The organism is Agrobacterium burrii, from assembly GCF_017313405.1.
Classification (GTDB): Bacteria; Pseudomonadota; Alphaproteobacteria; order Rhizobiales; family Rhizobiaceae; genus Agrobacterium; species Agrobacterium burrii.
On record NZ_JAFLNA010000006.1, the window covers coordinates 24,317 to 46,092 of the forward strand.

19 protein-coding genes are annotated in these 21,776 nt (G+C 60.1%); 8 read left to right on the forward strand and 11 right to left on the reverse strand.

Features of this window, described 5'->3' with window-relative positions; genetic code table 11:
* Positions 1–199: 199 nt before the first annotated feature.
* On the reverse strand, positions 200–895 hold the full coding sequence (locus JZX89_RS12790; RefSeq protein WP_149900876.1) for a phosphoribosyltransferase: 696 nt from the start codon (positions 893–895) through the stop codon (positions 200–202).
* Between the two features lie 200 nt (positions 896–1,095).
* Here JZX89_RS12790 and JZX89_RS12795 point away from each other — a divergent pair, with 200 nt between their 5' ends.
* From JZX89_RS12795 to JZX89_RS12805, 3 genes are all read left to right on the forward strand, one after another.
* Positions 1,096–2,268, forward strand: coding sequence for a M20 aminoacylase family protein (locus tag JZX89_RS12795; protein ID WP_207134245.1), 1,173 nt, complete (start codon positions 1,096–1,098; stop codon positions 2,266–2,268).
* A gap of 224 nt (positions 2,269–2,492) precedes the next feature.
* Positions 2,493–2,954, forward strand: a complete 462-nt coding sequence (locus JZX89_RS12800; protein ID WP_207134246.1) for a hypothetical protein — start codon at positions 2,493–2,495, stop codon at positions 2,952–2,954.
* Positions 2,955–2,960: 6 nt separating this feature from the next.
* A complete protein-coding gene (locus JZX89_RS12805; RefSeq protein WP_207134247.1) occupies positions 2,961–4,154 on the forward strand; it encodes a hypothetical protein in 1,194 nt (397 codons plus the stop codon).
* A gap of 51 nt (positions 4,155–4,205) precedes the next feature.
* Here the strand turns inward: JZX89_RS12805 and JZX89_RS12810 are convergent, their stop codons facing one another.
* The 8 genes from JZX89_RS12810 to JZX89_RS12845 all read right to left on the reverse strand — a co-directional run bounded on the left by JZX89_RS12810 (position 4,206) and on the right by JZX89_RS12845 (position 12,852).
* Positions 4,206–5,999 carry an adenine deaminase gene (locus JZX89_RS12810; RefSeq protein WP_207134248.1) on the reverse strand — a complete coding sequence of 598 codons (1,794 nt, stop codon included), beginning with the start codon at positions 5,997–5,999 and terminating at the stop codon, positions 4,206–4,208.
* Positions 5,996–6,916, reverse strand: a complete 921-nt coding sequence (locus JZX89_RS12815; RefSeq protein ID WP_207134249.1) for a nucleoside hydrolase — start codon at positions 6,914–6,916, stop codon at positions 5,996–5,998. Before JZX89_RS12815 ends, JZX89_RS12810 begins: the two co-directional genes overlap by 4 nt.
* Positions 6,917–6,918: 2 nt before the next feature.
* Positions 6,919–7,944 (reverse strand): ABC transporter ATP-binding protein, encoded by a 1,026-nt coding sequence (locus JZX89_RS12820; RefSeq protein ID WP_207134250.1) that lies wholly within the window; start codon positions 7,942–7,944, stop codon positions 6,919–6,921.
* Entirely contained in the window at positions 7,937–8,716 is a 780-nt protein-coding gene (locus tag JZX89_RS12825) for an ABC transporter permease (protein ID WP_006315562.1), read from the reverse strand. The genes JZX89_RS12820 and JZX89_RS12825 overlap by 8 nt, the downstream gene beginning before the upstream one ends.
* A complete protein-coding gene (locus JZX89_RS12830) occupies positions 8,713–9,540 on the reverse strand; it encodes an ABC transporter permease (protein WP_153515829.1) in 828 nt (275 codons plus the stop codon). The genes JZX89_RS12825 and JZX89_RS12830 overlap by 4 nt, the downstream gene beginning before the upstream one ends.
* A 177-nt stretch (positions 9,541–9,717) precedes the next feature.
* Positions 9,718–10,740: an ABC transporter substrate-binding protein gene (locus tag JZX89_RS12835; RefSeq protein ID WP_207134251.1), complete on the reverse strand. Its 1,023-nt coding sequence runs from the start codon at positions 10,738–10,740 to the stop codon at positions 9,718–9,720.
* Positions 10,737–11,798 carry a LacI family DNA-binding transcriptional regulator gene (locus JZX89_RS12840; protein ID WP_207134252.1) on the reverse strand — a complete coding sequence of 354 codons (1,062 nt, stop codon included), beginning with the start codon at positions 11,796–11,798 and terminating at the stop codon, positions 10,737–10,739. Before JZX89_RS12840 ends, JZX89_RS12835 begins: the two co-directional genes overlap by 4 nt.
* Before the next feature lie 127 nt (positions 11,799–11,925).
* Positions 11,926–12,852 (reverse strand): LysR family transcriptional regulator, encoded by a 927-nt coding sequence (locus tag JZX89_RS12845; protein WP_207134253.1) that lies wholly within the window; start codon positions 12,850–12,852, stop codon positions 11,926–11,928.
* A 96-nt stretch (positions 12,853–12,948) separates the two neighbouring features.
* Here JZX89_RS12845 and JZX89_RS12850 point away from each other — a divergent pair, with 96 nt between their 5' ends.
* On the forward strand, positions 12,949–14,136 hold the full coding sequence (locus tag JZX89_RS12850) for an acyl-CoA dehydrogenase (protein ID WP_111817865.1): 1,188 nt from the start codon (positions 12,949–12,951) through the stop codon (positions 14,134–14,136).
* Between the two features lie 85 nt (positions 14,137–14,221).
* On the opposite strand, the gene JZX89_RS12855 is transcribed toward JZX89_RS12850, so the two are convergent.
* Positions 14,222–16,288, reverse strand: a complete 2,067-nt coding sequence (locus JZX89_RS12855) for a TonB-dependent receptor (RefSeq protein ID WP_149900865.1) — start codon at positions 16,286–16,288, stop codon at positions 14,222–14,224.
* 301 nt (positions 16,289–16,589) lie between these two features.
* On the opposite strand from JZX89_RS12855, the gene JZX89_RS12860 reads away from it, so the two are divergent.
* Positions 16,590–17,366: an IclR family transcriptional regulator gene (locus JZX89_RS12860; protein WP_207134407.1), complete on the forward strand. Its 777-nt coding sequence runs from the start codon at positions 16,590–16,592 to the stop codon at positions 17,364–17,366.
* A 2-nt stretch (positions 17,367–17,368) separates the two neighbouring features.
* Here JZX89_RS12860 and JZX89_RS12865 read toward each other — a convergent pair whose 3' ends face one another.
* The gene (locus JZX89_RS12865; RefSeq protein ID WP_207134254.1) at positions 17,369–18,670 is read right to left on the reverse strand and encodes an NtaA/DmoA family FMN-dependent monooxygenase; all 1,302 of its coding nucleotides are present in this window, start codon (positions 18,668–18,670) and stop codon (positions 17,369–17,371) included.
* Between the two features lie 214 nt (positions 18,671–18,884).
* On the opposite strand from JZX89_RS12865, the gene JZX89_RS12870 reads away from it, so the two are divergent.
* The 3 genes from JZX89_RS12870 to JZX89_RS12880 are packed head-to-tail and all read left to right on the forward strand — an operon-like array spanning position 18,885 to position 21,756.
* Complete coding sequence (locus JZX89_RS12870; RefSeq protein WP_153515835.1) at positions 18,885–19,685, forward strand: ABC transporter ATP-binding protein; 801 nt, start codon at positions 18,885–18,887, stop codon at positions 19,683–19,685.
* Positions 19,682–20,695, forward strand: a complete 1,014-nt coding sequence (locus JZX89_RS12875; protein WP_153515836.1) for a FecCD family ABC transporter permease — start codon at positions 19,682–19,684, stop codon at positions 20,693–20,695. Before JZX89_RS12870 ends, JZX89_RS12875 begins: the two co-directional genes overlap by 4 nt.
* Positions 20,692–21,756: a FecCD family ABC transporter permease gene (locus JZX89_RS12880; RefSeq protein WP_153515837.1), complete on the forward strand. Its 1,065-nt coding sequence runs from the start codon at positions 20,692–20,694 to the stop codon at positions 21,754–21,756. Before JZX89_RS12875 ends, JZX89_RS12880 begins: the two co-directional genes overlap by 4 nt.
* Positions 21,757–21,776 lie beyond the last annotated feature (20 nt).

Consider the following 21,776-nt stretch of genomic DNA (forward strand, 5'->3'; position numbering starts at 1 on the left):
AAATTCCAGTAAGCGGCAAAACCAAAGGGGGCGGGCAGACGCCGGAATGACACCGAACGAAAGCAAACCGGCGCGTTTTTCGCCGAGCGCTATAATCTGTCAGAGGTGATCTTAGGACGATCTCTCGCGGCTTCGCAAGACGCAAATTAGGCAATGATGAAATTATCACCACTTGCGTTTTTCAGGAATTTGCGCAACGTCAAGCCCGCCAGCCACCTTCGGCTTTTTTCAGCAACGGCGTGGTGAAAACACCCCTCACCCGCTCCGGCCATTCCGGCCCGAAAGCGGCAATTTTTTCCCGCCACCGGTCCGATTGCAGCATGGCTGCGCCGATCGCCACCGGCCGGATGCCCGACGAGGCGAGAAGCGACAGACCCGCAATGATGGAACTGCCGCTGGAGATGACATCATCCACCAGCGCCACCCGCCTGCCTTCGATCAGCGGCAGCATACGCGGATCGATATAAAGCCGCTTTTCCTGTTTGGTAGTGATGGAAGACATCGGCACCGACAGTTCCTCGAGATACCAGAATTTGCGCGAGGTGCCGAGCGGTACGTAGCGGGAATGGCCAAGATGGCGGGCAACGGCGGCGGCGAGCGTCAGACCAAGCGTCGGCAGGCCGATGACGACATCGGGCTCGAAGGGAGCAAGCTTTTGGGCAAGGTCAGCCGCCAGCGCCTCCAGCACATGGAAAGAAGCCTGATTGACGATGAGCGAGGCGAGCGCATGCTCGCCGTCCGCCAGCGGCCTTATCGGCAGGCAGATCTGCCTGTCGTCATCCAGTTCCGCCGGAAAGAATGCCGAATGCGGGCCGGCCGTTTCGAAGGCACGAGGCGGATGAATATCCTGCCAGAATTCGTGTGGCGCTGCGGGCGATGATGTGGATGGCGGCATCTTTCATCTTCTTTCAGGAACAGGACGGCGACACGCGACAGCGGTTTTCAGCCCGTTCGGCATATTCAGAATTCAACAACCGCAGACATGCGGCGGGTTCATTTCATAGGCTTTTTCAGCTAGAAGGGAACAAAGCAACAGGCATTCGGACAAACCCACCTATGACGCGGGTTTTTCCCATATTCAAGGACAAGCTGCCCATGAGACTGCTGGACCGGATCGGTGAAGACCTGCCATTCCTGACGGAGCTTCGCCACGATCTGCACGCGCATCCGGAACTGGGCTTCGAAGAGGAGAGAACCAGCGCCATCGTCGCCGATCTTCTGGAACGGGCCGGGCTGAAGGTGCATCGCGGTCTTGGCGGCACCGGCGTCGTCGGCACACTGCAGGTGGGCAACGGCACCCGCAGCATCGGCCTGCGTGCCGATATGGATGCGCTTGCCATGCCGGAAGTGCCCGACAGGCCCTATAAATCGAAATTTCCCGGCAAGATGCATGCCTGCGGCCATGATGGCCACACCGCCATGCTGCTGGGTGCTGCACGTTATCTCGCAAAGACCCGCGATTTTTCCGGCACCGTGCATTTCATCTTCCAGCCGGCCGAAGAAGGCCGTGGTGGTGCGAAGAAAATGGTGGAGGACGGGCTTTTCTCGCTGTTCCCCTGCGATGCCGTTTACGGCCTGCACAATATGCCGGGCTTAGCCATCGACGAAATGGCGGTGGTGGAAGGCCCGCAGCTTGCCTCTTCCGACAGCTGGCGCGTGACCTTCAAGGGTATCGGCACCCATGGCGCCAAGCCACATCTCGGCCGTGACCCGATAACGGCGGCAGGCACCTTCCTCGCCTCGCTGCAAACGATCGTCGGCCGTGTGATCGATCCGCTGCAGCCCGCCGTGGTCAGCGCCTGTTCGGTGCAGGCGGGTGACCCCAAGGCACTCAACGTCATCCCCGATCTCGTCGAAATCGGCGGCACGGCGCGCGCCTATGCACCCGAGGTGCGCGACCAGCTGGAAGCGGAAATCGGCAGGCTCGCCAAAGGCACGGCAGCGATGTTCGGCATCGAGGCACATTATGAATTCATCCGCCGCATCCCCCCCGTCATCAACGAGACGGAAGCGACGAAGCGGGCGCTGAGGGCCGCAAAAACAGTGTTCGGCACCAAAACCCGCACCGCCTTCCCGCCCTCGACCGCCGGCGACGACTTCGCCTTCTTCGCGGGTGAAGCCCCCGGCTGCTACGTCTGGCTCGGCAACGGCCCGGCAGTGGATGGCGCCCTGCACCACAATACTTCCTACGACTTCAACGACATGGCCATCGTGCCGGGTGTGGCCTTTTGGGCGACACTGGTCGAGCAGGAACTGGCAGTGGAATGAATAAGACCGTTCCGGTCCAAGCCCGGAACGGCTTTCAGATGTGAGATTTTCACATGACAGCCCTTGCCTCACGCTGCGGCGCAGATGAATACTCTGTCATCGCCTACATTCAACAAAATATACACTAATACACAATAGACTCTTCGCTTCCCCTAGTATACATTCAAAAAATAGTCAGATTTATTACTTTGTTTTGGTTCAACAATTTTAAGCAGGCAAGCGTCATGGTGAGACTTGTTGTGCCACAAAGTGCGATCATCGGACGTCTGGCCGGCGCCAAATCGTTGAAAAACCTGCCGCCTGACGATTATCGCGATCGCCTTATCAAATATATTCCGGCGGAATCGGTCGCCCTTTACGTCGCGGTCGATAAAATGGTCAATTCCCATTATGGGCTGAGCCAGCTGACGGCGGATAGTATCGTTCCCATGCAGGCAGTGATCGTCAGCTGGATCATTCTGGGCCTCGGCATCGTCGGCACACCGATCTATCTTCACCGTCGCAAACTGCCGGGCCAGCCGTGGCTTTTGAACGCCAGCATTTCCACCATCGCCTTCGTGCTCTGGGCCTATACGCTGAGCGGCTCGGTGTTTCTCGTGCACGGCTGGTACAGCGTTTTCGCGGCCGGCCTGCTCGCGCCAATATTCACCTTCGTCGCGGGGTTTTTCGAACCCAAACCGGAGTAAGCGCCAATGCCGACCTATGAGGAACTGCGCGGCTATTTCGACGCTTCCGAAGCCATGACGCAACTCGCGCGCCAGGCCTCGGAAATCCCCATCGTCCACGGCTTCACACTCGATGTGGATCCGGTGTGGATGCTGCTTTACGATCTGGAAGACGGTGTGGTGCCGGACAACGAACGCTACTTCTATGACTATCTGCTCGACCAAAGCCCCTTGCACGACCGGTGGGGTGCGCCCTTCTCTCTTCCCTATTGGCCGCTTCAGCTTCCCTATCAGGGATACAGACGCCGCGACCTCACGCGCAAGGTTTCCCTGTGGAACGCAATTCCACACCCCGAGAAAAGCGGCCCGGTCATGATGACAATCGTCTACGGACCATTGAAGACGCCGGTAAAAAACCCCACCACAGCGGAAGAAGACGATAACCTGGCGGCCTTGCGCAACTTGACCACCCTTATCAACCAAAGCCCTGCCTACGCGCGTATCCAAGAGCGCCCGAGGGCAAGGCTTGCCTTTGCGGCGGGCGATGAAATCACCACCAATGCGGGCGCATCCGGCACCTATGGCGGAACGCTGACGGACAGTCTCAGCAACAAAAAATATGGTATGACCTGCGCTCATGTCGCCCAAAGCGGCGACGATATTTTCGATGCGTCGGGAAGCCGGATCGGCACTGCCAAACACCACACGAAGCTCCATCCTCTTCCGGCAAGGACGGTCTGCGATCCGGTGGCGCTGCCGATGCCCACCCCCTACCCCGGCAACGATCCGCCTGTGAACATGTTCGATTTTTCGCTGATCGAGCTGAGCGCCGCACCGGCATCGTCATCATTGGGCGGGGTGGCCGCCAGCCTGACGCCGGGGCAGAATGTGACGCTGAGAGGTAAAAGCGGCGTCTATAAATGCAAGCTCGGCTCGCTGGCGATCAGCTACGCTTTCACCGACGGCACGTCGACCTATTGTTTTCGCGACCAGATCGAACTTCGGCCACAGCCGAGCCTGCCGATCGGCGGCGCCCTGGGGCATCTCGTCACCCCCGTGCCGACACAGGGCGATTCCGGCGGCTGGGTTCTGACGGACGATGCGATACCGCTCTGGGCCGGCGTGTTTTTCGGCGAGGATGGTAGTCGGGGTTATTGCTCACGCGCCAGCTGGGCGCATGACTGGGCCGAAAATGAGGTGGGCAATACGCTTTCGGTATAGCCCACTCCATTTACTGGAATGAGAAAAAAGCACACCGGGAATACCCGGCGTTCACTCCACCACCGCAATCACCGGGCTCTCCATCACCCTTCCCGTCAAAACATCGGCAATACCCATATCCGTCTGGTGTGGGCCGATATTGCAGGCGAGCGTGGCGCCGAAACAGGCCTTGAAGACCAGATAGGGCGGTTGCCATTCAACCACCTTGCCGACGGCGGCGCGCAATTCCTCGAAAGCTTCGGCCACCTCTTTGAGCGGCGCTGAGGAAACGAGACCGGAAAGCGGCAGTGGGAGCAGCGCGGTAACCCTGCCTTCTGAGGCGACGGCCATGCCGCCGCCCGCCTTTATCACCGCGTTGGCGGCCAGCGCCATGTCTTCCGCATTGCCACCGAAGACGGTGAGGTTGTGGCTGTCATGCGAGACCGTGGTCGCGAAGGCACCGTTCCATGTTCCCCAGCCGGTGAGAAAGCCGGTTCTGGTGACGGGCTCGGCCTTGCCGTGGCGATGGGTGACGGAAATCATCGTCACACCCTGGGGCGGAATGACGAAACCGTCTTTTACCGCGGCCTCCGTTTCTCCCCATTGGGTGAAACGCGGACGGTCGATGGTGGCGAGGCGCACCTTCGCACCTTCGGATGCGACCCGGAAATCATCGGGCTCGCGAAGCGGCAGTTTCATCGAGCCTTCGAGCGCGGTTGCGTCGCAGGCGGGAACATCCTCAAGCATGCGGCCGCCTTCAGCGACAGCCCTGCCATTCGAGATCACCTGGCGGGCCGCAAAATCGCTCAAATCCTCGAAAACGACGAGATCGGCGCGGCGGCCGGCGGCGATGAGGCCGAGATCGGCACGGCCCAGCCTTTGCGCAGCATTCAGCGTGGCGGCGCGCAGCGCCCATTCAGGCTTGAGACCGTAACGCACAAGCCGGCGCACCACATCATCCAGCCCGCCGCCTCGCAACAGATCATCCGGGAAAACATCGTCGGTACAGAGCGTTACCGTCTGCGGCAGATGGCCAAGCGCATTCAGCGCTTCCACGAATTCCGGCAGCAGATGATCATGCGAACCGCGCAGCTCGATGGTCAGCCCCGCCCGCAGCTTTTCCATCAGATCTTGCCCCGACACCAGTTCGTGGTCAGAGGAGACGCCCGCCGCCATGAAGGCGTTGAGATCGGCACCTTTCAGACCACGGGCATGGCCGCAGACCAGTTTGTCCGAGACAAGCCCGGCCTGCACGATACCGCTCATGCGCGGATCGCGCTCGATGACGCCGCGCATGTTCATGATTTCCGCAACGCCACCAACCTGCGGCCATGACAGGATATCGGCGAGAATGGTAGCGTCGAAGTCCGCACCACCGCGTTCCAGTCCCGGTGCAGAAGGAACGCAGGAAGGCGCCAGCAGAATAGCGCGCAGGGGCAGATTTTCGATTGCCTTCGCCGCCCAGCGCACCCCTTCCACACCATGCACATTGCCGAATTCATGCGGGTCCCAGACAATGGTGGTGACACCTCGGGCGACCACCGCCGCCGCATAGGCGGCCGGCGTGACCATCGAGCTTTCGATATGCATGTGTGTGTCGATCAAGCCCGGCGCGACATAGGCTCCGGCCGCATCGATGATGCTTGCAGCGTCGCTGCGACTAGCGGGTTCATGGACGCTGGCGATCAGCGAGCCAACGATGCCGATATCGGCGGCGCGCAGCTCGCCGGTCACCACATCCACCAGCGTTCCGCCGGTGATGAGAATATCGAAGGGCTGGTCTCCCCGCGCTGCAGCAACGGCGCGGGCGCGCAGGGTGTCGTCGGTGAGATCATCAGCTTCGCGTATCGGGGATTTGGCGCTCATTGGGCAGCCTCCCGGCACAGCGCCTCGAGAACGGCAGCCTTAGCACCTTCGGCATCAACGGTTTCGGCAAAGTGCGCATTGAAGGTTTCCACCTTGTCGGCACGCGTCTCAACCACCGTTCTGCCTCGGGTCAAGGCGGAATGAAGCTCGACATCGATCCGCGCCTGCCGCCAGCCAATCAGACCGGGCGTAAAGGCAACGGCAGCGACGGGATCATAAAGCGCCATGGCCGCCCTGCCGCGGCTGGTGGCAATGCCGATGAAGCCCTCCAGAAGATCGGCAATCAGCCCGGCATTCTTGCCGCCGGCATCGCGGATCGGCAGCACATCGGCCGGAGAGGCTGTAACCTTGCGGCAGGCGTCGAGATCGACCATGCGCAGCGGCAGGCCGTGAGACAGCACGATGGCCAGCGCCTCCGGATCGGCAAAGGCGTTGAATTCGGCCGATGCGGTGTGGTTGCCGCTGGTCAGGCCGCCCCCCATCCAGGTGAGGTCGGAAATCCGGGCGGCAAGATCAGGTCGGGCAAGGCAAAACGCGGCGATATTGGTGAGTGGTCCGAGCGCGAGGATGCGTTTTTCGCCTTCGCCCTCCAGCCAGTTGCACAGGGCGGCAAAGGCATCGCTTCTCGGCAAGGCCGGCGCATCCGGCAGGCTTTGGCCGACGGTCGGGATGCCACTGTCGCCGAGAATCGACTGGGCGGTTTCGAGCGCACCGAGCACGGGCTTGGCGCGACCCTGATGGATCGGCATGGGCCAGCCGAAAGCGGCAACGGCGCCTGCGGCATTGCCGCAGACCGCTTCCAGCGTCGCATTGCCGAAGACCAGCGAAATGCCGTCTATGGCAAGGCCGGACGATTGCACCACCATGATGGCGGCAATGTCATCGAAGCCCATATCGGTATCGATCCATACACCCATGATCAGTTGAACACCTTGAGGCTTGCCGCCTTTTCGACCGGCAGGTCGAAGGCGAGCGTATCGCCGATGACATGCGCGGCAAGCGCCGCATCGGTTTCCGCCTTGATGAGCCCGAGCGGCGTATCGAGCAGATATTCGCGGCTGTTGCCGGCAAAGGATGTACCGCGCACGGTTCCCTGGAACGGACCTGAACCGAGGGTAACCATGCGCGGCCGCCAGGCCAGTCCAGATGCTGAACGGACTGGTCCGGGAAGCGGTGTTGTGCCGTTGGCGGTTTTCAGCGCGCCGCCTTCCAGCGCGAAGATGTTTTCGAAACCGACGAAATCCGCCACGAAGGATGAAACCGGCGCGTTGTAAATCTCTTCCGGCGTGCCGATCTGCTCTATCTTGCCGCCCTTCATGACGACAATGCGGTCGGCCAGCGCCAAAGCCTCGATCTGGTCATGGGTGACGAAGATCATCGTCACGCCGGTTTCCTTCTGCACACGCTGCAATTCGGTACGCATTTCCAGCCGCAGACGCGCATCGAGGTTGGACAGGGGCTCGTCAAGCAGCAGCACCTTCGGTTCCATGACCATGGAGCGCGCCAGCGCCACGCGCTGCTGCTGGCCGCCGGAAAGCTCCGCCGGCTTGCGCGAAGCGAAGTTCGACAGCCCGACCGACTTCAGGCCGGAGGCAACCTTGTCGTCCAGCGCCTTGCCGCTCATGCCTTTGAGCTTCAGGCCGAAGGCGACGTTTTCGTATACCGTCAGATGCGGAAACAGCGCGTAGGACTGGAACACCAGCCCGACGGCGCGCTTGTTGGCCGCGACCCGGGTAATATCGACGCCATCGAGATCGATGCGGCCGCCCGCCACCGGCATCAACCCGGCAATGGCGCGCATCGTCGTGGTCTTGCCACAGCCGGAAGGTCCGAGCAGAGCCAGAAGCTCGCCCTTGCGGATATCAAGATCGAGATCCTTGACGGCGATGCTGTTGCCATAAGCGAGCGAGACTTTGTTGAGCGAAAGATAATTTGCGTCAGACATAACGGGAGAACCCCAGAAAACGTTCGGCCATGAAAACGATGCCGATGGAAAGGAAGGCGAGCAGCGAGGAAAGTGCGGCCACGGAAGGATCGAAGACGATTTCCATGTAACCCAGCATGTCGATCGGCAGCGTGCGCACGCCCGGACCCGACAGGAACAGCGACACCGGCACCTGATTGAAACTCGTCACGAAACCGAGAATGAAGGCCGACAGGATACCGCCGCGAATATTCGGCAGCACCACCCGGAAAAATGCCCCGAGCCGCGACGAGCCGAGCAGCACCGCCGCCTCCTCGATATCCGAGCGCAGATTGTTGAGGCTGGCAGACACCACCCGCACCGCATAGGGCAGGATGAGCGCTGTGTGGGCGAGAAACAGGGCAAGCGTGATGCCGATGCCGAAAGGCACGACGAAATATCGCAGCAGCGCCAGACCGACGATGATACCAGGCACGATAATTGGCGCGGAAACGATGGTGCGTACCGTCTCAGCGAAAGGCAGCTTGTAGCGTGACATGGCGTAGGAGGCCGGAATGCCAAGGATCAGCGCCGTGAACGTGCCGCCAATGGCGAGGAACATCGACATCGCAAAGCTTTCGCGGAAGCTTTCGACCGTGAAGACCTTGGCGATCCACTTCAGCGAAAAGCCCTGCGGCGGAAAGGCAAGCGTATCGCCGGCCGAAAACGAGGCGGCGACGATGATGAGGAACGGCCCGATGAGGAAACCGACGACAAGAAGAAGCGTGAGCGGAATGAAGAGCTGCCGGGTCATTTCTTGTTCCTTGCGGTGGCGATGCGCTTCAGCAGGATATTGGCGGCAAAGCTCATGACGATCAGGATGAAGGCGATGACGCTGGCGGCAACGAAGTTGTTGGAGACTGTGACCTGCTGATAAAGCAGTGTTTCCAGCATCAGCACCTTCGAGCCGCCGAGAATGGCGGGCGTAATATAGGCCGTCAGCGAACCGGTGAAGACCAGCGTGCCGCCGACGACCAGCCCTTCCTTGGTGAGCGGCAGGATGACCTTCCAGAACACCTGAAACCAGTTGGCGCCGAGCACGCGGGCGGCGGCGATGGTATCCTTCGGCATGTTTTCCAGCGCACTGATGAGCGAGATGATCATCAACGGCAGGAACAGTTGCAGAAGGCCGATAAAAACAGCCGTTTCGGAAAACAGGATGCGGATCGGCGCATCGCTCAGGCCCACCGCCTGCAGCGCCTGGTTAACGATGCCGGTTCTGCCGAGAATGACGATCCAGGCATAGGTGCGGGCAACCGGCGAAATCATCAGCGGCAGTACGACGAGATTGACCACATGGCCCTTCGCCCCCTGCGACAGGTTGATGATGGCGAAAGCCGCCGCATACCCCACCACAGCCGAAACGACGGTGACGAGCGCGCCGAGCTTCAGGGTGCGCAGGAAGACCGTCCGGTTCAGCGGATCGAAAAAGAAATCGGCGTAAGCTGACACTGTCCAGCCGTCAGTGGTGCGGAAACCTTCCGACAGAAGCATGAAGACCGGCACAAGAAAAACCGCCGCCGCGAAAATCGCGGCGGGCAAGGCAAGCGCCAGCGCTTCGGCCCGGTTCTGAAACATTGGTTTATTCCCTGAACGGCCCGTGGCCGGTTACACTTGAAGCCGGAATACCAGCTTGCGGCTTTAAAAGGTTGGAAAAGCGGTCAGGGGACGACCAAACCGCTTTTCCTGAAACGGAGCGAGCCCTTGCGGACGCTGAAAATCACCCCGTTCCTGACTGAATTCGACTATTTTGGCTTATTGCCCGACCTTGGAGTTCCACTCCGACAACCACTTGTCGCGGTTATCAAGCGTCACGTCGGACGGAATGAGCTGCAGGCTGCGTGCGGTTTCATCGCCATAGGTGATGTTGTTCGCCACCTCGTCGGAAACCTTGACCTCTTTATTGGTCGGGCTGTCCACCAGCTTTTCGGCCAGCGCCTTCTGCACGTCGGTCGAGAGCCAGAAATCCATGAATTGCAGCGCCAGTTCCTCGTTCTTCGTGCCCTTCGGCACCACGAGCACGTTCATGCCGCCGGTCTGTCCTTCCTTGGGCGTGGCCCAGGCAAGCGGCAGATCGAGCTTGGTGAAGGGCGCCCAGGAGAAACGGCCAATCGGCGCTGCCCAGATTTCTTCCTGTTGCATCAGCTGCACCAGCTGCGAGGACTTGACGTAGAAAGTGACGATATCGTCCTTCTTTTCGCCCACGGCCTCGATGGCGCCGGCAAGATCCGGCGTGTCCTTGCCGATGGCCTTGCCCAGCATGTAAAGCGCCGGCGGGCCTTGATTGGTGGTGACGTTCGGGAAGGCGACGTGATCGACGATGCCGTCCTTCAGGAGATCGGCCCAGCTATCGATCTTCATCTTGTCGGTGCGGTAAACGATTGACGTGGCGTAGAAATTGACGCCGACGCTCATGCCGTCGCCATTCGGGTCCTTGGCGATGTCATAGAGCTTTTCGATGTTCGGCACCTTGGCGGCGTCGATCTTCTGGATCAGGTCCTTGCGGGTGGCGGAAAGCGCATCCGCCATGGAGACGATGGCAAGATCGACCACCGGATTGGCCTTGTTGGCCTCCATCTTGGCCAGACGCTCAACGCTGTTGCCGGTCTCGACCACCAGCTTGCAGCCGCATTTCTGCTCAAACGGCGTATAGACCAGTTCTTTGAATTCGTCCTGCGCGAAGGCGTAGACCGAGATCGTCAGCGTCTTGTCCTGCGCCTCAGCGGCTCCCATCGTCAGCATCAGGGCAGCGCCCGATGCAAGAATGATCTTTTTCATGGTGTGAGTTCTCCTGCTGTGATTTTTTTGGCTTCAATCGCATCATGCTTTGCTTTGCCGGTGGAGCCGCGCATGATCAGCGCCATCGGTACTTTCGAGATTTCTGCCGTGACATTGATGGCGACGCCGTTTTCACCCGCGCCGTCGATGGCGCGCAGCAGCGCCTCGACCGCCAGATCGGCGATACGGCCCATATTCATGCGCATCGTCGTCAGTGGCGGGGTGACCACGGCTGAAAAAATGAGATCATCGAAGCCGGTGACACTGGCCTCTTCCGGCACGTCGATGCCCTCGCGCTGCAATTCGGTGAGTGCGCGCAATGCGTGGAGATCGGAAACGGCGGCAAAGGCGGTGAACCCCGCAGCGACCCTGTCGGCAAGCCCAAGTCGGCAGCCCGCGCCGCCGGCCTTTTCGATGGCGTCTATCCACAGCGTCTGTGTGTCGCAGGCCTTGCCGAGACCATCGCGAATGCCGCCAAGGCGGTCATTCTGCACGTTGGAATCGCGGCTCCTGCCCACCAGCACCACTTTGCGATGGCCAAGCCCCGCCAGATATTCGCCCACCTGCCGACCGCCATCCCAGTGGTCAGCGGCCACAGTGTTTCCGGGAGTTGAGGGGCTGTCGATCACCGCGACGGGACAATCGACATCGGTAATGCGCGTGCCGCGACGAGGAACGATAACCATTCCATCCACGCCGCGCTCGATCAGCCGATTGATGGCATCCGTCTGCATAGCGATCTCGCCGCGCGAGTCGGCGATCAGCACGCCGTAACCGGCAGTCACCGCCGCCTTTTCGATGGCCTGCGCGATCTGCGGAAAGAGAGGATTGGCAATATCGGGCAGAACCAGCCCCAGAACACCTGATCTGCCGGTGCGCAGCGCCCTGCCCGCCGAACTCGGCACATAACCAAGTTCGCTTGCCGTCTTGCGGATACGCTCCGCCAGATCAGGCGAAACCCGGCCCTTGCCCGACAGCGCATTGGACACGGTTGCCACCGACACGCCGAGTGCCGCTGCTATCGCGCTCAGATTGGTGGCAGGCCGTGAAGACGCCATGATGGACCGAAAGGGCTGATTAAACGTTTAATCAAGATAGTCGAGCGAAACCGCCCTGTCGAGTCCAGCGGGCCGCAAAATGGGCGAAAAGCTGGGCATAAGACATAAATGCCCGAAAAAAGTGCGGTTATTTTTGCAGCGGCGAGCCATTCGCCGCACGATAGTTCTCCACCTGCCGCACCAGCCAGTCGCGAAACAGCACGACTGGAACGTGATTGGCGCGCGAAAGCGGCGCCACCGCGTAATAAGAGCTTGGGCTTTTAGCCTGATGATCGAAGGCTTTGACCAGTTGCCGCGATTTCAGTTCGTTGTCGATCAGGAAAAGCGGCATCAGCGCCACACCCAACCCGGCGATGCAGGCCTGCGCCACGCTGGAAAACTGCTCGAACCGCATGCCCTGCGGCAAAGCCAGCGACAGGCCGAGGCTTTCGAACCAGTGGCCCCATGCGCCCGGACGGGAGGCCATGTGCAACAGCGGCAGGCAGGCAATATCGTCTGCTTTCAGCACCGGATTGGCCCGGAGAAATTCGGGGCTGCAAACCGGGGCAACCATCTCATTCATGAGAAAAGTGCATTCAGCCCCCGGCCAGTCCGCCTGGCCGATATGGATCGCCATATCCAGCTGCTCGCGCTCGAAGTCGAATTGCCCGATGCGGGTGGCGAAATTGATGGTGATTTCCGGGTGGCTGGACACGAAATCCGGGATACGCGGCAGCAGCCAGCGGGTGCCAAAAGTGGGCAGCATGGCAAGGTTCAGCGTATTGCCATGCGTTTTGGTCATGATCTGCAGCGACGCGGAGCGTATTTCGCCCAGCGCCGCGGCAATCGATTTCGCATAAGATTGCCCCTCCGCCGTCAACGCCACGCCGCGCGCGCCACGCTCGAACAGCCGCACGCCAAGCTGTTCTTCCAGTGACATAACCTGCCGGCTGATCGCCCCTTGCGTCAGGGCCAACTCATCGGCGGCAGCGGAAAAGCTGCCGAGCCGGGCAACGGAATCGAAGGCGGCAAGCGCGCTGGTGGAGGGCAGGAGTTTGCGGCTGAGAGATGTCATGAGATATGACTATAGGTAATGCAAAAATGAGTAAACATGGCTTGTGCCGTCAGGATCGATTACCAATAATCCGGCCAGCAAATCCGGAGGCATAAAGTGAGCGAACGCGCAGCATTCAATTGGCAGGACCCTTTCCTGCTCGAAGACCAACTGACCGACGACGAGCGGATGATCCGCGATGCCGCCGCCGCCTTCGGCAAATCCGAACTCATGCCGCGCGTGTCCGAGGCCTATCTTTCCGAAACCACCGAGCCAGAACTGTTCCGCCTGATGGGCCGCACCGGCCTGCTCGGCGTCACCCTGCCGGAAGAATATGGCGCGGCCAATGCGAGCTACGTCGCCTACGGTCTCGTCGCCCGCGAGGTGGAGCGCATCGACAGCGGTTATCGCTCGATGATGAGCGTGCAGTCCTCGCTCGTCATCCACCCGATCTTCGCCTATGGCTCGGATGAGCAGAAGAAGAAATACCTGCCCGGCCTCGTCTCGGGTGAGCTTATTGGCTGTTTCGGGCTGACCGAGCCGGATGCCGGTTCCGATCCCGGCGGCATGAAGACGCGCGCTGAAAAGATCGCCGGCGGCTATCGCCTGCGCGGCTCGAAGATGTGGATTTCCAACGCGCCGATCGCCGATGTCTTCGTCGTCTGGGCCAAATCGGAAGCCCATGACAACCAGATCAGGGGTTTCGTGCTGGAAAAGGGCATGAAGGGCCTTTCCGCCCCCAAGATCGGCGGCAAGCTTTCGCTGCGCGCCTCGATTACCGGCGAGATCGTCATGGATGGCGTCGAAGTCGGGGAAGACGCGCTTCTTCCCAATGTTTCCGGCCTGAAAGGCCCGTTTGGTTGCCTCAACCGCGCCCGCTATGGCATTTCCTGGGGTGTGATGGGCGCGGCCGAAGATTGCTGGTTCCGCGCCCTGCAATATGGTCTCGACCGCAAGCAGTTCGGCAAGCCGCTGGCCGGCATGCAGCTTTACCAGAAGAAGCTCGCCGACATGCAGACTGAAATCGCGCTCGGCCTTCAGGCATCGCTGCGCGTCGGCCGCCTGATGGACGAGCACAGGATGGCGCCGGAAATGATCTCCATCATCAAGCGCAACAATTGCGGCAAGGCGCTGGATATCGCCCGTCAGGCCCGCGACATGCATGGCGGCAACGGCATCCAGATCGAATATCACGTCATGCGCCACGCCCAGAACCTTGAAACGGTCAATACCTATGAGGGCACGCACGACGTTCACGCGTTGATCCTCGGCCGGGCGCAAACCGGCATTCAGGCGTTTTTCTGAGGCGTTGCCCCATCATTCTCAGTAAGAAAAAGGCCTTCGAAGACAGCTTCGAAGGCCTTTTTGTCTTTCTGGTTCGCCCGGCGGCTCAGAAGGTGCCGCGAACACCGATGCCGAACATGCGCGGTTCGGTCATGCTGGCCTCGATGCCGCCAATACCGCGATTTTCCTTCATCAGTGTCGGCGCACGCTCGTCGAAGACGTTCTTGACGTAAGCGTAGAATTCAAGCTCCTCCTGGAACTTGTAGCTCGCCCGCACATCCGCGATCGTATAGGGCTCGATCGCATAGACGGCCTTGTTATCCGTGTCGGAATAATAACCGTCGAGATGGCGCACCTGCCCCGAAACGGTGAACTTGTCCGTCACGTCCCAGCTAGCACCGATGGTAAAGCTGTAACCGGGGGACTTGGCGAATTCCTTGCCGAGATAGGCGGAATTGCTGGAAATCTCGTCGATTTTCGTCTTCAGCAAACCGGCGCTGGCTTTGAGCGTCAGATTGTCGAGAACCTGATAATCCGCGCCGATTTCCAGGCCGTAGGCATGGGCCTCTTCAGCATTGACGGTGTAGGATTCGCTGATGCCGGTGGACACGACGATCGGCACGTTGAACTGCGCATCCTTCATGTCCATGTAGAACAGGTTGCCGTTAATCGTCAGCGTATCATCCAGCAGGCTGGCGCGGGTGAAGAGCTCATAGTTCCAGATGGTTTCCTTGTCGAAGGTCCGCCATTTGCTGGTCGTCAGGTCAAATGCGACACCGCCGGGATTATAACCACGGCTGATCAAACCGCCCACCGTCCAGTCATCATTCACGGCATAAGCGAGCGAGGCCTTCGGCAGAATTTCAGAGAAAGTCTCGTCATAATTGACCGAACTTCTGCTTGTGGCGCTCAGCGTTCTGTAACCGCTGCGCTGAATCTGGTCCTGCTGGTAGCGCAGACCACCCGTCAGGGTCCATTGATCGGTCAGGCGATAGCTCAGTTCGCTGAAGAGACCGAGATTGTCCTTGGTGTCGTTGAAGCGCGATGTTCCGCGCAGATAAAGCACTTCGTCGGCTTTCGTATGCGCGTAGAAGATACCCGCTACGCCGCTCAACACATCCTCCTGATCACCGAAGGTCACACGGGTTTCGTGGGAGGTGTTCTTCAGGTCGATATCGGCATCGCCGGTATTGGCAATGCCGACCCTGCGCTTGGCGATGGACGAGGAAAACTGCGTCTGGTTGAACAGTTTCACACCATTCTCGAAATCGTAGTTGATGTCGAGAATGCCGGTATTGGTATACTGGCTGAAGCTCGGCATCGTGTTGGTGATGTGATTGAGATCCTCGAAAGGACGCGACGCCGCTTCCTGGCTTGGACGATTGGAAGCGTTATAGGAATAGGTGAGCTTGGTCGAAAGACCGGGGATTTCCGAAGGTTCCCACAGAAGCTTGAAACGACCGTTGAACTCCTTGAAGTTCTGATCCGTGCCGTCATGGGCAAAAGCGGAATTGATATAATCGATGAAGGTGTCACGACCGGAATAGTCGATCGCCATGCGCGCCGCCAGTTCGTCTTCGATCAGAGGACCGGAAAAGGCGAAGGAACCGCGCTTCTGGTGATAATTGCCGATCTCGGCCTGATAGCTCGCTTCCGGCGTAAACGTCGGGTCTTTGGTATTGACGAGGATGGCGCCGGCAATAGCGTTCGCGCCCTGTGAGGTGGTCTGCGGACCGCGGAAGACCTCGATGCTGTCGACATCCCAGATGGAGGTCGCGCCATAGATGAACTCGTTATAACCGAGATAGTGACCGTCGACATTGATCGTGGCGCGCGGCACCGTGCCGGTGAAGAAGGCGATGGAACCAGTATTCGGCCCCTGCGTGTCCTGTCCGCGAATGATCGGGGCGCTGACATTGTCGGTGTAAACGACGTTCGGAATATCCTTGATCGCATCCGAGACGGTCGGGTCGCCGGTCTTTTCCTTTTTGATTTTCTCGCTGGATATGACCGAAACGGACGACGCCGTATTCCTCATATCGCGCGCCACTTTTTCACCGGTCACGACGATCGGTTTGAGAACGGTCGTCCCCGCTGTCTCAGCCTGCTGATCCTGACCCAGGACCGGCGTTACAAACAGCGTCGCCAGCGTCAGAACGCTGACCCCGTTCATCAAACGACCGTTAGAGCGAAACCCCATAACACACCCCCAAAATAAACATGAGTATTAAAGTCATATTCAAGTAACGGAAGCGTTATCTGTTTCGCAATAGAGAATACGTTCTGCATTGCGGACAATCGGGGTTCCGTAACGGGATGTGCCATATTTACAACAAAATTTATCGACCACCCGTCTGCATCACGATTGGCAAAGCGGCGTAACGGCCTGTTTTCCTGCCAGAAATCAATTCCGGTTTTCGAGCCGATGCGTTAGGCATGTTCAGTCCAAAAATGAGGGAATCTGTTTGAACGCCATGAATGACGATGCCGATGACCTGCATGAGAACGACGGCGAGAAGCGTTCGGCACTCATTCAATCCGTGTCGATCGCGGCGCGTTTTCTCGATCTTCTTGCAAAATCGGAGACGGCAGTCGCGCTTGGCGAACTGGCCAAACGCGCCGGCACCGGCCGTTCAACCGCACACCGTTATATGCAGAGCCTGGTGCGGGAAGGACTGGTGACCCAGGATCCGGCAAGCGGCTGCTACGATCTCGGGCCGGCCGCACTTGGGATAGGCATCAGCGCGCTGAGACGAATCAATCCGGTCGAGACTGCCGGTCGCCAGATGAAAAATCTGGCCTCGCAGATCGGCGCCAGCTGTGGCGTGGCGATCTGGACCGATCGCGGCCCGACCGTGGTTCAATGGCACAGGAGCGCCAGCTTCTCCATCAGTACCGTGGCGCTCGGTGATGTTCTGCCGCTGGACAACAGCGCCTGCGGGCTGGTTTTTCAGGCTTACCTGCCGCCGGATAGAATTGCAGCCGTGCGCAAATTGCAGCCGGACGCCTTTCGCGGCGCACGCCCCGAGGTGAAGGTTCTCAACACCATCCGCGAAACAGGCGGTGCGGAACTCAACGAACACCTGTTTTCCGCCCTGACGGGCAAGGCGGCCCCGGTTTTCGACGCCCAGCGCGAAATCTGTTGTGTCGTCACCACCGTATCCTTCCTGGCGACCGCCGAGGCCGAAGGACATTTTTCGCGACTGCTCGAAGCGGCCACAAAGGCGACGGGCGAATCCGGCGGATCGTAATTCTATTCGGCCAGATGCTCCGCAAAGGTGTGGCCGGAATAGCCGGTGCGAAAAAGCCCGGCATCGGCAAGCCTGGGAAGCAACCGCTCCAATACCAGCCGCATCGAAGCGACAGACCCGCCGGGCACCGCGACAAAACCGTCTATCGCACCCGCCTGCGCCCATTCCCGAATGCTTTCAAAAGCATCCTCGACGGTGCCGATGATCTGCCAGTGGCCTGACCCCATCACTTCCGGTCGTTGCAGCAGGTCCCCGACGCTTAACGTTTCCCGCTCGATCAACCGGCGGAGCAGATTGGCATGGGTGCGGCTTCTGGGTGTTTCAGGCGGCGATGGCAAATCCGAGGCGGTTACGATCCGTGTGAGCGGCCAGTCAGAGAGATCTAGGCCTGTCATGTCGCGGATGGAGGCAAAGGCACGGGCACGGTTGGCGCGGGCATGGGTCTCCGCAAAGAGGTCTTGGGCCTCCTTGCCGGTCTCCGCCAGATAGAGGCTGAGGCCCGGCATCAGCTTCACCCCATCCGGCTTGCGGCCATGCCCCTCGGCCCTTCGGCGCAGATCCGCCCTGAGTTCGATGGCCGCCTGCATATCCGGCGTCGAAGCAAAAACCGCATCCGCCACCGACGAGGCGAAATCACGGCCCTCGGGAGAAGCACCGGCCTGCACCAGCGGAATGCGGCTGGCATGGGCCGGCAGGTTGAGCGGGCCTTTGACGCTGAAGTGCGGCCCTTCATGAGCCACCGGCCGCACCAGCGATGAATCGGCAAAACGCCCGCTTTCCCTGTCGAGCTTCAACGCCTCGTTCGGAAAACTTGCCCAGAGCTGCCGCACCACGTGTGTGAATTCCGCGGCGCGTTCATAGCGCGCCTGCGGCGACGGCATCTCTCTCAGACCGAAATTTTCGTGGCCCTCCAGCGCCGTAACGATGTTCCACCCCGCCCGGCCGTTGCTCAGCCAGTTCAGCGACTGAATCTGGCGGGCAACCACATAGGGCGGCAGAAAGGTCGTCGAAACGGTGGATAACAGGCCGACGCGACTGGTCTCCCGGGCGATTGCGGCGAGAAGCATTGTCGGGTCCATGCTGGCAAATCCGCCGCCGGTTTCCAGCCCCTCGGTGCGCAAAAAAAGCGTATCGGGCCGAAAGACGAAATCCACATGCGCCGCCTCGGCGCGCTGCGCCAGATCGACGAAATAGTCGCTGGAAAACACCCTATCTATATCGCTGTCCGCGCGCCGCCACGCCTCGCCGCTGAGCCAGGTTGGGGCCAGCGACATACCGACATGGAGCTTGGCTGCGACTGACATGATGCACCTCGACTGAAATAACCGGGAAGAAATCTGCGGGTTGAATCGGCAAATTTCGATTTGTGGAGAGTTTTACTATAGTTTAGTGTTACTTCAAGATCAGAGCGTCGCGCTTGCCTGAACGAGACCCGTTTTTCGCAAGATCGATATTTAAATTCAAATGCTTATAACGGCTGTGCGGCGTCTCGACGCATGGCCGCATGAATAACAGGAGTTGTATCCGGTGCTTGATGCGACGGACCTTCACGCCAGCTACGGACACGTCCCCGTCTTGAGAGGATTGTCCGCCCGCTTCCAAACCGGCCGGGTGACGGCGCTGGTCGGCCCCAATGGCTGCGGCAAGTCGACGCTGTTAAAAACCATCATGGGTTTCGTACCCTTGTCATCAGGCAAAATAAGACTTGGCGAGCGTTTGATCGGCGAAATCGGACGCCGGGAACTCGCCCGCCGCATCGCCTATCTGCCGCAGGAATGCCATTGCCCTGACTATATGACGCTCGGCGAGTTGGTTGAGCTTGCCGGTTACGCCCGTTACGGGCTTGGCGGCGGTCCATCTGAGCGCGACCGAGCGCTTTTTGCCGAGGCGCTGAAGACCGTCGGGCTGGAAGACAAGGCGAAGGCGCAGGTCAACACGCTATCCGGCGGCCAGCGCCAGCGCGCCTTCATTGCCATGGTGCTGGCGCAGGATACCGACGTGATCCTGATGGACGAGCCGGTCAACCATCTCGACATGAAATATCAATATGCCGTTCTCGGCCTCGTGCGCGAGTTGACCGACAGGCACGGCAAAACCGTGATCGTCGTGCTGCATGACCTCAACCTCGCCTCCACTTTCGCCGACGATGTCATCATGCTGAAAGCCGGACGGGTTCTGGCGTCAGGGCCGGTTGAAAAAACGGTCACCCCTGAAAATGTCGCCGAGGTCTTCGATCTCGAAGCCGATATCTTCTCCCGTCAGGGGCGGCTCATCTGCGTGCCCCGGCTGGACCGGCAGGAACAGGCCATTTCAGCATGACCTCGAAAGTAATGCTGATTTTTGCCGCCGCGCTGCTGCTGGCCGCCATTCTCACTATTAATCTGCTCGTCATGACCGGCGATATGCCGCTTGCCGAAATCGCGGCGACGCTCTGGCGTGGTGAGGCCGACACCTATGAACAGTCGGTGCTTCTCTATCAGCAAATCCCGCGCTTACTGATTGCGATTTATGTGGGCGCCACCACCGCCGTCAGTGGCTGCGTGCTACAGGGGCTTGTCCGCAATCCCCTCGCCTCGCCCTCTACTCTGGGCTTGAATGCTGGCGCGACGCTTTTTGTGGTTGCCGGCGCGCTGGTGTTCGATCTTTCTCCCGACGTGCAGGGATTAGCGGCTCTCGCCGGCGCCGGTCTCGGCTTTGGCGCCTGCTTCTTCGTCGCCCGACTGGCCGGGCGGGCAAACGATCCGCGCGGCCTGTCGCTCATCCTTGCGGGTGCTCTGGTTTCGATGCTGCTGATCGGCGTGACCAATGCCCTGCTGTTATCAAATCCGACACGGCGCAGCGAATTTCTGAGCTGGGTGGGCGGCAATATCAACCACGTCTATGCCGCACGGCTCACCGATTTCTGGTGGATCGGAGCCATTGCGCTGGCAATATTGTTGTCGGTCGCCCGGCCGCTGACGCTCGTTCTGCTGGGCGCGGAAAAAGCCGCCTCCGCCGGTGTGAACGTGACTCGTATTTCCCGGCTCGCGCTCTTCGCCACCATGCTGGCGTCGGGCTCAGCGGTGGCGATCTGCGGCCCAATCGGTTTCGTCGGCCTTATCGTGCCGCATATGATCCGGCCGCTGGTGGGGGTGAACTTCACGCTCGCTCTGCCAGCTTCCGCCCTTGTCGGCGCGGCTCTCTGCGTGCTGGCCGATCTTGGTGCGCAGACCCTGTTTGCGCCTTATGTGGTCAATACCGGGCTGTTCATGGATCTGCTCGGCGGCCTCGTCTTCATTGTCATCGTCAAGCGCTTCTATCTTTCGCCTTCGCAAAGGGGGCTGTCATGAAACGCCATTTCGCCACCGACGGCAAAGCGGTGCTCAGACTGCCCAGCGGCCTGCAAATCGGCATCGGCAATCTGAAAGCCGGCCTCGCGTTGATGGGGCTGGCGCTTGTGCTCGCCGCCATATCCGTTAGCCTCGGCAATACCGAAACGGGTCTATTCGATCTTTTGCGCGGCCTTGCCGGCGGGCATCTGGGCGACGATCAGGCCTATGCACTATGGACGGTGCGGCTGCCGCGCATTCTGCTCGGTTTCATGGCCGGCTGGAGCGTGGCATTGGCAGGGGCCATGCTGCAATCCGTCGCCCGCAATCCGCTCGCCGATCCCGGCCTGTTTGGTCTGAGCCAGGGGTCGATGACCACCATCATGCTGCTTCTGGTGCTGATACCGGCAGCGCCGAAAACCATGGTAGCGCTGGCGGCCGTCGGCGGCGGTCTGGCAGTGGCCTTCCTCCTGATCACCCTCGTTGGACGTGAACGATCGAGCGGTCTGGCCATCCTGCTGATGGGCATCGCAATCGAATCCGCCCTCTCGTCCGTTTCCTCGGTGCTTCTGCTTTACACGCCGGCGGAAACTTCGCTTTCACTGGCCGACTGGATGGCGGGTTCGCTGTTTCAGGCAAGCTGGTCCACCAATCTCGTTTTTGCTCCCCTCTTTGCCGCAAGTCTCGCCGGCATCTTTTTGCTCGGTCGGGCACTTGCGGTCTTCGATCTCGGCAACGAGATGGCCATGGCGCTCGGCGAAACCGTCAGGCATTCACGCCCGCTCGTCATCGTGTTCGCGGTTATCCTCAGTGCCTCATCTGTCACGGCGGTCGGCCCGCTCACATTCCTCGGCGTCATAGCCCCACATCTCGCCACTTTCGTTTCGCCCGCCGTCGGCCGCGCCAGGCTTTTCCTGTCGGGGCTCACCGGCGGCATCTTGGTGGTAACCGCGGATACGCTGTCGCGCGGGCTGGTGGCTGATACGCCGATGCCGATCGGCCTTGCGCTGACGCTGATCGGCGTGCCGCTTTTCATCCTCACGCTGCGCCTGCAGGCGTTGCGCAGAACCAACAGCCATTAAATGAACTGAATAAAGGGAAT